The sequence below is a fragment of the Lacrimispora sp. genome (assembly GCF_032078915.1).
Classification (GTDB): domain Bacteria; phylum Bacillota; class Clostridia; order Lachnospirales; family Lachnospiraceae; genus Lacrimispora.
Window position 1 is genome coordinate 1 of the sequence record NZ_DAMAUN010000010.1, and the last position, 6,083, is coordinate 6,083.

Genomic DNA, 6,083 nt, shown 5'->3' on the forward strand with positions numbered 1-6,083 from the left:
TACGCTGGAAGAATATCTCTCGGTATGTAATGGCAGTCCGTACCGGCTCCATATTCCTTCCTCTCTTCGCCATGTATTCCACAATAACCGTATGCGGAAGCTTTCTCACGATCACCGCATCGTTATCCTCTTTCTGCACATAACCAAGCTTAATGTCTATTGTTTCTGTCCGGCATGTGACATGATCCCCAATCTTAAGCTTGTCTCTCAATGCATCAATATCTTTTTGCCTGATAATCATATTCAACATTAATCACCCCTTTAAAAGTTGTATTCGTAAAAGTCCTGATCCTCTATGTACCAATCATTTCCCCGCTTATAAATCCTCATGTTGTCAAGTTGTTCGTCCTTAACCTCCTGCCAAGCAGGAACCCGGCGGATCATATTGCGCATGTATTCCCGGCGGAGCTTAATTTCTTCATCGGTCATCGGGATTCCCATGTGGTGTTTCTCTCCCACTCGATGCCGGGCCAGTTTACGGGCTCTTTCCTCGTCCATTTATCCTCCTTGTAGCTGTTGCAACACAAGAGCGTCATAATCTATCTCACGTTGCGGGAAGTTCTGGAATTGATTAGGCTTACTCTTTACCGCTACGGTGCCCTTCTGCTTTCTTGATTGCATTATTAATGTGTCGAACTTCTCTCTAAGCGTCTTGGTGCTACGAATATTAGTTTTCCAGAACTGATCTGTTGTGGCAAAGTTTAAAACTTCCTGTATCTCCGCTTCGGTCCTATGATCCAACCGCTTCATTTTCTCGATATGTTCGCACCATTTAATTTTTGCTGCTGTGGTAGCTGGAACCTTTGCACCCTGAAATTGTTCAATCACGGACTTAATTAATTTTTCAACACACAGCATTTCAAAGCTTTCGGGAGGAAAGGTTGCAGATGCCGTTTCGGGATTTGCAACGTATATATTATTTCTTTCCTTCTTTCCTTCTTCCTTTCTTTCCTTCTTTCTTTCTTCTATTGTTGTGATTTGAATGTGATTTGAATGTGATTTGTCTGTGGTTTGACTGTTATTTGTCTGTGAGTTGTCTGTGATATTGCCTGTGGTTTGACTGTTAGTGTCCTGATACGAACAGTAGTTATTTACTGTAAATACGCTGAATTTCGTATATGCTTTGACTGTGATTTCTCCGGTAGACTGCAAGTGACCTATGGCTGTTCTTATCTTGTTAACAGTAATCCCTAACTCATCGGATAACTTGGGATAAGAGGATACAAAAGAACCACGGGGAATGTCAATTCCTTGAAACTTTCCGTCCTTCCAATTAGCCTTCCAAAGCATATGTAAGAACAAATCTTTTGTGTTTGATTTCTTGTACCACTCCCATTCCAAAATTTTACGGTCGATTTTTATGAATCCTCCTTCTGTCACATCATCACTCCTGTTCTACTATCAAAACCTCTATCCGTGGGTTTTCCCTATCACAGTAAAAATCATCTGTGAATCCTACAACATACCTCCAGCCATCGTCCTGCAGCACCTTACACTTGACAAGAGCGTCCTGGATTACCTTCCGTCCAAAGCTTGATACATTGTCATGATCTCTCATTTTATTTGGCTCATACCAAGCGAATTTAAGCACCACAGGCTTTTCTATATGTAACCGCCTTAACTGTTCTTCAATAGCCTGTTTGACGATTTCTTCATTATCCTTTTTTATGTCATTACCCTTGTAATATATTGACTTACCTTTACGGATTATTGTTCTATTGGCCTTTGTGTATTCATTCAACCCATCAAGGCGGCCTTTAATAACAAGTTTGTATTCCACTAAATCTCCTTTCTCCCCCGCCGCCCTGAAATAGCGGTGGGGGCTGTACCAATGGCATGTCGTGACACATAGACCTTTGGGATTCCTTTTATTGAAAGCCCGTTAAGGCTCACAAGGCTTATAAGTAGCTCTTTCCGAACTCAACTATGAATTGTTCACGGGTTCCTATATTCTGCTCATAATAAGTCTGAGCCATTTCTTTAAGCATCAAATCAGTCTTACGGTTGCGGTGAACCGCATCTTTACCCGATTGGTGATGCGGCTCACATAGCCATACTTTCAATCCGGTATCTTCCGAATGTTGTCGCTTGGGATTGCCAAAGAAAATATGATGATCCTGTAAGCAGTTAGTACGATGGCAGATATAGCACTCCTTTTTATCCTGCAATACACTTTTCAAAGTTCAACGCCCCACTCTCTTTTCATTCTCTCCAACTCTTCCGGCGTTGCAGTTCCTATACCCATCTCATGGCACTCACCTACGATACCTTCAATAAACACTGACATTTCTTTTGTATCGTAGGTGCTGCTACCAAAATAGCATTGGAGCTGGATTCCAGTCTGGCCAGATACTGTGACCTCGCCGAGGTTCTTAACTGTTCGCCATTCAGATACAACCCGATCCACCACGCCCGGGCGGACTATGATGTGTGTAAAGACACCATATCGTCCGAGCATTTCTAAATATACCGACCACTTATCTGTGTGCTGATCTTCGGCTATCTTCTGCATAAGCACCCATGAGTATGAGTTTGCATCACGGCTGCGCTTGTTACGGAATATTTTAGCTGTGATCGTAAGGAGCTTATCAGTGATTGATTCAAGCTGTTTGCTGATATCTTCCATTGATTCAAAGGTAACTCTGAATCTTCCGGTTTTCCAGTCACGGGATGTATCAACTATGTGTCCTCTAAACTCCACTTAGATTACTCCTTTTTATCTCCCCACGGAAGACCGTTGCTTGCATTATCCGGCGGGACTGTTGCAGGATCGATGGGCTTATCTGGTCTGGATTTAAGAATTTTTATTGCAGCGTTAAACTGTTCAATCGTCATTACATCTGGTGCCTCTACGTTATACTGTTCGAGCAATGATTTTCTACTGATTCCGGTCCGTTTCAATTCCTTGTATATTTCACCTACTTGCTCCTTGGATAGCTTAGGAGCTTCTTTAGTCGGCTCAGGTTTATCATACTTTGTGCTGTCAGCTTTCCAGTATACATCTGCTCCTATGCCAAGTTGCTTACAAGCTACCGATATCGCATCAGTGGTAGCCATCTTATAGCATTCATCAGACACATGAAGGCCGTTATTCTCTTTCGTTACAAACATGCTGCCGCCAGTACCAGATATTGGTTTAGACCATTCCTCACCATATTTTACGAATAATTCGATCTTAACAAATGCTGCAACTTCGTTTCCAGACTGTTCAAGCCAATTATTAGTCGTTATATAGTACCAACCAAACCCACAAGGGCCAAATTGTTCAGTAAGCACTTTAATACGCCACATGGGGTTAATATCTGTCTTTCCGTTTAACCGCCCCCCTGATATAGCCTTTTGGGCTTCTTTTGGCACAACCCTTACTTTTTTGTAAAGTTCTAACCCTTTCAAATTTATCACCACCTCAAAAAATACGGTTAATCACTTCAAACAAGTAACTGTTATCAGGTTCAAAGTTAGGGTCTTCATTTTTCTTTGATTCGAGCTTTTCAAGAGCCATAGTAAAGTAAGTACTATCTACTCCCACAAGCTGATCTTTCAATGTCTCAATGTTATGCAAATCAAGTTCATTAAGCTGTAGGCACATCTTCAAATACTGCCCGGCATTGATTGTATATCCACGATTTATATACTTCCTGGTGCGTATAATAGAGCACAGAGGATATTTACTGCCGATGTAGTATAATTCCTTGTTTATGATGCATTCAAGGGCTTTCTGAGGCAATGAGAGATTATTGTCCCAGCTACTCCATGCGCAGGTGCAATGTGCAAAATCATAGTTCTTATGAATCTCATCAACCTCACCATAAAACCGTGTCACAACCTGGATTTTATCTGATAAGGTAATCGCATTGCTGGTGAGGAACACAGGTCTATATTTATCCTTTTTTTCTGTTTCTAGAGCATCTTCTTCGGATTCTTCCGGTTCTACTTCCTCAAAAAGAATAAGATCATCCTCTTTTTCATCTTCTTCCGCTGCTACTCCTTTGGAAGAAATAAAGCACTTAACCTGCCCGGCATCATTTACTCTAAGTTCTGCTACACGCTTGTGATTACCATCATTCCATTTCTTGATGTAATACTCAGCCACTTTTACAAGTGATTCTTTTGTGCGGAAGTAAACATCATAATCATTCACTTTATCCCCGGTGAGCAATGATACAATAGCACCACCAGTTATAATCACATTGTCCTCGATCTCTTTCTTGATATTGGCATCGTCAACGCTTTTTAACCAGTCATTAAGTTTAGCCTTTAAAGCCTTTTTCATGTTTTTGCTGTTCATATATCCACCTAAATATCCTTTCTTTCAAAATAAAGTCCAAGGCTATTCATAGCCATTTCAAGTTCCTGTAACTCCGCATTGGTACCGACTACCGTATAAACTGCCTTGATTGATTCTGGCATAGTGAGCGGTGCGGCGGCGGCTTCATTAACGGTTGTAATTGCTTCTTTTACTTCTGCCTTGGCTGCTTCCTCTGCTTCTTTCCTGATCCGTTCCTCCTCGGCAATCTTCCGACGTTCCTCTGCCTTTGCACGCTCTATTTCGGCTTGCAAGTGTCTCTCCTGCTCTTCCTGTATCCTACCCTCTTCTCGCTTTAAAATCTCGGCTTTCTGAGCCTCATACTTGTTGATGTGGCCCAATGCCTCAGGCAGATTAAGCGTAGCCGCAAATATACGTAGCGCCTCCTCTTTTGCCTCTGAACTGCTGGAATCAATAGCCATCTTTCCTGCTCTTGCATTGGTAATAATTTCTGTCATTTCCTTTGTCAGAGCCTTAAGACTTGTACTGGCATTGGACCACTTGTCCGATTTGATTTTATACAGTGGAAGGAAATCGATCATATCACCGATATTTTCATCATAAATCCTCTGGATATCGGCCTCACGTTCTGCAATACGCTTACTTTCGAACTCTTCAACTTGTCGCAGTATGTAATCAATAGGAATATCAAGCTTTGCAGAAAGAGCCTTGACCTTGTCAGCAAATCTTTCATACGGTTCCATCCATAATTTTTTAGTAGTTCTAAGGCTATCATCTACAGACTTTTTTGTTTTTCTGAGGTCAGCTACAGACTTTTTGGCAGCTGATTTCTGGTCCTCTGTGAAAACGACACCATCATACTCATGGGTACGTTCTTCTATCCATTTCTCGAAATCATCAAAATTCGCTGTGATCTCCATATTCCCCGTTGTCACATTCAGTTCCATATTGCTCATAATCCACTCCTATCTGGCTTCTGTTAGCCACCTGCTTAGTAATTCTCGATTTATTGATACACTCTTCACACGCTGCACCATCTAATTCCTGATACAGGCCGCACATGTCGCATTTAAGTAGATTCATTGGCATCGCTCTGCAAGTCGAGTTTTAGTTTCTCTAACTGCTTAATAACCTCATTGATATTTGAATCTTCCCAAACATCGTAGTCCCAATCGTAATCCTGACCATGTTCCCAGCCGCTGGCGTATACTCTCATATGCGCTGCCGCTGTATGACCGCTAAAATCAAAAAACGCTGTGGGAAGATCCCCAGTAAATTCGCGATCACGCCGACTGACTCCATTAATATCAAGCACCAAATCAAGCAGCCTATGTAATCCTTCACGCCTGCCGTATTCAGCCCGGCGCCTTGCTGCTATTTTCTTGCGTTTTCGATTATTCACTTGACAATCCTCCGATTCTCCCCGTATAATCAGGGTTATAATTGATTTTTATGTTCAACTGACCTGCAGGTGTTGGCGCACCTGTGGGCCTTTTTCTTTTACCGCCATTTTGCCATTGATTCGGGCTTAACCCTGCGGCTGCTCCGGTTTTGAGGGTTTTATGTTTCCTGCTCATGATTCCTCCTTTTTGAATGCCACCATCTCAAATTTGCCCGTATCAGGAACCATGATCTGGATTCCGGGATAATTCTTAAAGCTTCTTGCTGTGGAGCTGCCCCACATCTCGCCTACCTGGGAGCTGCCCCACATCTCGCCTACCTGGGAGCTGCCCCACATCTTGCCTACCTGGGAGCTGTCCAACATCTCGCCTACCTGGGAGCTGCCCCACATCTCGCCTACCTGGGAGCTGCCCCA

13 protein-coding genes are annotated in these 6,083 nt (G+C 42.6%); all 13 read right to left on the reverse strand.

Annotated features, from left to right (window positions below; translation table 11 throughout):
* The coding region (locus RT269_RS05935) for a hypothetical protein (protein ID WP_313181222.1) at window positions 1-250 on the reverse strand (250 nt) is incomplete at its 3' end.
* Between the two features lie 11 nt (window positions 251-261).
* Complete coding sequence (locus tag RT269_RS05940; protein WP_313181223.1) at window positions 262-498, reverse strand: hypothetical protein; 237 nt, start codon at window positions 496-498, stop codon at window positions 262-264.
* Window positions 499-1,380, reverse strand: coding sequence for a hypothetical protein (locus RT269_RS05945; RefSeq protein ID WP_313181224.1), 882 nt, complete (start codon window positions 1,378-1,380; stop codon window positions 499-501).
* 4 nt (window positions 1,381-1,384) lie between these two features.
* Window positions 1,385-1,780, reverse strand: coding sequence for a RusA family crossover junction endodeoxyribonuclease (locus RT269_RS05950; RefSeq protein ID WP_313181225.1), 396 nt, complete (start codon window positions 1,778-1,780; stop codon window positions 1,385-1,387).
* A 118-nt stretch (window positions 1,781-1,898) separates the two neighbouring features.
* Window positions 1,899-2,180, reverse strand: coding sequence for a hypothetical protein (locus RT269_RS05955; RefSeq protein ID WP_313181227.1), 282 nt, complete (start codon window positions 2,178-2,180; stop codon window positions 1,899-1,901).
* Window positions 2,177-2,701 (reverse strand): hypothetical protein, encoded by a 525-nt coding sequence (locus RT269_RS05960; RefSeq protein WP_313181228.1) that lies wholly within the window; start codon window positions 2,699-2,701, stop codon window positions 2,177-2,179. Before RT269_RS05960 ends, RT269_RS05955 begins: the two co-directional genes overlap by 4 nt.
* 5 nt (window positions 2,702-2,706) lie before the next feature.
* The gene (locus RT269_RS05965; RefSeq protein ID WP_313181229.1) at window positions 2,707-3,393 is read right to left on the reverse strand and encodes a hypothetical protein; all 687 of its coding nucleotides are present in this window, start codon (window positions 3,391-3,393) and stop codon (window positions 2,707-2,709) included.
* A gap of 13 nt (window positions 3,394-3,406) precedes the next feature.
* Window positions 3,407-4,288, reverse strand: coding sequence for a hypothetical protein (locus tag RT269_RS05970; RefSeq protein WP_313181230.1), 882 nt, complete (start codon window positions 4,286-4,288; stop codon window positions 3,407-3,409).
* 8 nt (window positions 4,289-4,296) lie between these two features.
* The gene (locus tag RT269_RS05975; RefSeq protein ID WP_313181231.1) at window positions 4,297-5,223 is read right to left on the reverse strand and encodes a DUF1351 domain-containing protein; all 927 of its coding nucleotides are present in this window, start codon (window positions 5,221-5,223) and stop codon (window positions 4,297-4,299) included.
* The gene (locus RT269_RS05980; RefSeq protein ID WP_313181234.1) at window positions 5,165-5,350 is read right to left on the reverse strand and encodes a hypothetical protein; all 186 of its coding nucleotides are present in this window, start codon (window positions 5,348-5,350) and stop codon (window positions 5,165-5,167) included. Before RT269_RS05980 ends, RT269_RS05975 begins: the two co-directional genes overlap by 59 nt.
* A complete protein-coding gene (locus RT269_RS05985) occupies window positions 5,337-5,669 on the reverse strand; it encodes a hypothetical protein (RefSeq protein ID WP_313181235.1) in 333 nt (110 codons plus the stop codon). The genes RT269_RS05980 and RT269_RS05985 overlap by 14 nt, the downstream gene beginning before the upstream one ends.
* Window positions 5,662-5,844 (reverse strand): hypothetical protein, encoded by a 183-nt coding sequence (locus RT269_RS05990; RefSeq protein ID WP_313181237.1) that lies wholly within the window; start codon window positions 5,842-5,844, stop codon window positions 5,662-5,664. Before RT269_RS05990 ends, RT269_RS05985 begins: the two co-directional genes overlap by 8 nt.
* On the reverse strand, window positions 5,841-6,083 hold a 243-nt coding region (locus RT269_RS05995), incomplete at its 5' end, for a hypothetical protein (protein ID WP_313181238.1). The genes RT269_RS05990 and RT269_RS05995, both read right to left, overlap by 4 nt.